This is a genomic window from Pseudomonas sp. HMSC063H08 (assembly GCF_001813645.1).
Taxonomy (GTDB): domain Bacteria; phylum Pseudomonadota; class Gammaproteobacteria; order Pseudomonadales; family Pseudomonadaceae; genus Pseudomonas; species Pseudomonas aeruginosa.
This window is the reverse complement of record NZ_KV813343.1, coordinates 1-2407: the sequence shown is the minus strand read 5'-3', so window position 1 is coordinate 2407 and position 2407 is coordinate 1. Positions and strand designations below refer to the sequence as shown.

Here is a 2407-nt window from a genome sequence, read left to right as displayed (position 1 = left end):
CGCCCATTCGTGAAGCTGCGGGTGGCAAGCACCACTCTTCGCCACCCGCAGCTTCGACAAAGCCCCCCGCAGGAAACTCCGCCATGAACAGCAAAGATGACCAAGCAGGCTCACATTGCTCATTTCGGGATCGCGATGAGCCGTTGACAAGGCAGCCCCTCAGCGCCGACGAGATATCAGTTCTGGAGTGCATGGCGCTTATGGAGGAAGAAGATCGCGCATCCTTCATCAGGATAGCCCAAGGCATTGCCGATGCGACGGTGAAACGCCGGTCTTAATTTTCCGCGCCCACTCGTGAAGTTGCAGGTGGCAAGAACCTCTCTTCGCCGCCCGCAGCCTCGACAAGCATTCCAGCGACTGGAGCAACCGCAATGAACAGTTATGCCGGCAAAAGCTGATAGACCAGCATCCTTAATTTTGGCCGCCCGTTCGTGAAGTCTCTGGTGGCAAGGGCTTCCGAATCGGAAATCTCGACCAGTCGACCAGTACGAGGTGCAGTGTGTCAAAGAGAGCGACCGATACCGACAAGCTGGACAGACGACACTTCAACGATCCCCACCGGACTGTACGGGCTATTGGTGCTGAGGCCGCGCGGAAAGGGCTACGGGTGTTCGACTGCCCTTACAGTCATCCTGCGATGCGGGCGTCCTGGTTGAAAGGGTTTGCCCAGGAGCAGCAACAACAGCTCGATTTCTGAAAGCTGAGCTCCCTTTTCCCCTCGGTTCTTCCCGGCGAGACCTGGCAGATGGACATTTGTCCTACTTATTCGTCGTCCAGGGGTTCCAACTCCCCATAGAGGGGGATTTCATCCAAGTACATGTCTTCGGGACGGGCCAGCTCATAGGCGCGGAGAATCTTATGTGCCAGGGCAACTGCTTGATCCTTCGGAACAACTAAACGCACTAGGTCGGGGTAGTGGGACTTTCCGGCCCAGATAGTTTGTCCTTTGCCTACTGTGAATTCGTGATCCTTTGTAACCATGCTGGTTTCCTCGTTACTAAGCAGCCGGAGTGGGCTGCGGTCCAACCAGATACTCGCCGTCACGGAGCCAAGACTGCTCAGCGCCGTTGAGCGATTTGAATTTCCTTCCCCACTTCGCCCGGTTGATCAGCACCGGGAGAGGCTCGGAGACACCGTTCTCGAAGTGCCAAAACAGGCCTTCGATCTCGGGCACGCTTGTGAACTTGTCCACTCCTGTTTTCCTCGGCTATACGATTGGGGTGACCCAATCCTCAACTCTCAAGCCGGGTACGCGGTCGAACTCGCGGCGGTTATTGGTGACCACGATCAGGCCCTGAGAGCGGGCGTGCCCGGCGATCATCTGGTCATAGGGGCCGATTTGCTTGCCGAGACGGGCCAGTTCAGCGCGGAGCTGGCCGGTGTGGGCGGCAGCTTCCTGGTCGTACTTGAGCACCTCCAGACGAGCAGCGAAGCCTTCCACGTCTGCAAGATTGCGCGAGGGGTTCGAGGACTTCTCTGCGCCGTAGATCAGCTCCATCAGCGTCACGGTGCTGATGCACATCTGGTCGTGGTGGCGCAGGAACGCCTCGCGCACCTCTTGCGGACGGTTTTTGATGGTGAAGATGCAGATGTTGGTGTCAAGCATGAACTTGAGCATCAGAAAGTCTCGCGCTCCTGATCGGCAGGCTGTTCACGCTCTGCCATAAAGTCGGCAGTAACGCCCTCGCCATCGAACCAGCTATCCCAAGACTCACCGGCAGGCGTGATGATTCTGGCGCGCCCCACAGCGACCACATCCACACGCTTAACGTCATCAGGAAGCGCGACGGCCTTGGGCAGTCTTACGGCCTGGCTACGATTGCTCTGAAAAACAGAACCTTGTTCCACGACACACCTCATGGGATATATCAAACGTATATCCCATAGTATTCACCTCTCGGGATATGTCAATGGGATATACGACAATGGCTTTATAACGCGACCTCGAAGGCCCGCCGAATGGCGTCCTGACACAAGCCAAGCTAGGTCTTGGAATGGTCCAGGCAGGTGTGCACGTTGCCCAGGAGCAGCAACAGCAGCTCGACTTCTGATGACGTTACCCTTCAGCTCCTCCCGAAAACTGCAACAGCGCACCGTCCATTTCGCATTGTTGGCCAGCTCTCTGATCGCGACAGTTCGACCGACTGTTCCGAGAGATTCCGCCGATGCACCTCGTAATCATTGAAGCCCCGGGCAAGCTGAAAAAGCTGAGGTCCCTTCTACCCTCGATTCGTCCCGACGTGACCTGGCAGGTCGAGGCGACAGCCGGCCACATCAGAGACCTACCCGTTCACGGGCAGGATCCGCAGATGCTCACCGTCGGCGTGGGCCAGGATTTCAAACCGCACTACCAGATCCTCTCGGGCAAGGAAAAAACCGTCGCACGGCTGAAGGAGCTGCGGCAGAA

Annotated in this window: 6 protein-coding genes and 1 pseudogene; 3 read left to right on the top strand and 4 right to left on the bottom strand. The window is 57.3% G+C overall.

What is annotated here, in order from left to right; genetic code table 11:
* Window positions 1-83: 83 nt before the first annotated feature.
* The gene (locus HMPREF2924_RS02965; RefSeq protein WP_031632157.1) at window positions 84-278 is read left to right on the top strand and encodes a hypothetical protein; all 195 of its coding nucleotides are present in this window, start codon (window positions 84-86) and stop codon (window positions 276-278) included.
* Between the two features lie 221 nt (window positions 279-499).
* The gene (crpP, locus tag HMPREF2924_RS33830; RefSeq protein WP_031644039.1) at window positions 500-697 is read left to right on the top strand and encodes an ICE-associated protein CrpP; all 198 of its coding nucleotides are present in this window, start codon (window positions 500-502) and stop codon (window positions 695-697) included.
* 65 nt (window positions 698-762) lie between these two features.
* On the opposite strand, the gene HMPREF2924_RS02960 is transcribed toward crpP, so the two are convergent.
* The 4 genes from HMPREF2924_RS02960 to vapB are packed head-to-tail and all read right to left on the bottom strand — an operon-like array spanning window position 763 to window position 1860.
* Window positions 763-981, bottom strand: coding sequence for a hypothetical protein (locus HMPREF2924_RS02960; protein ID WP_023094844.1), 219 nt, complete (start codon window positions 979-981; stop codon window positions 763-765).
* A 16-nt stretch (window positions 982-997) separates the two neighbouring features.
* A complete protein-coding gene (locus HMPREF2924_RS02955; protein WP_023094845.1) occupies window positions 998-1192 on the bottom strand; it encodes a hypothetical protein in 195 nt (64 codons plus the stop codon).
* Window positions 1193-1207: 15 nt separating this feature from the next.
* The gene (gene vapC, locus HMPREF2924_RS02950; protein WP_003134109.1) at window positions 1208-1618 is read right to left on the bottom strand and encodes a type II toxin-antitoxin system tRNA(fMet)-specific endonuclease VapC; all 411 of its coding nucleotides are present in this window, start codon (window positions 1616-1618) and stop codon (window positions 1208-1210) included.
* Entirely contained in the window at window positions 1618-1860 is a 243-nt protein-coding gene (vapB, locus tag HMPREF2924_RS02945; protein WP_170869361.1) for a type II toxin-antitoxin system VapB family antitoxin, read from the bottom strand. Before vapB ends, vapC begins: the two co-directional genes overlap by 1 nt.
* Before the next feature lie 305 nt (window positions 1861-2165).
* On the opposite strand from vapB, the pseudogene HMPREF2924_RS02940 reads away from it, so the two are divergent.
* Window positions 2166-2407, top strand: a pseudogene (locus tag HMPREF2924_RS02940) (toprim domain-containing protein); the annotation flags it as partial.

Excerpts from the sequence above, each read along its gene's own strand:
- HMPREF2924_RS02965 (WP_031632157.1), top strand. The coding sequence starts at position 84 with ATGAACAGCAAAGATGACCAAGCAGGCTCACATTGCTCATTTCGGGAT.
- HMPREF2924_RS02960 (WP_023094844.1), bottom strand. The coding sequence starts at position 981 with ATGGTTACAAAGGATCACGAATTCACAGTAGGCAAAGGACAAACTATC.
- vapC (WP_003134109.1), bottom strand. The coding sequence starts at position 1,618 with ATGCTCAAGTTCATGCTTGACACCAACATCTGCATCTTCACCATCAAA.
- vapB (WP_170869361.1), bottom strand. The coding sequence starts at position 1,860 with ATGAGGTGTGTCGTGGAACAAGGTTCTGTTTTTCAGAGCAATCGTAGC.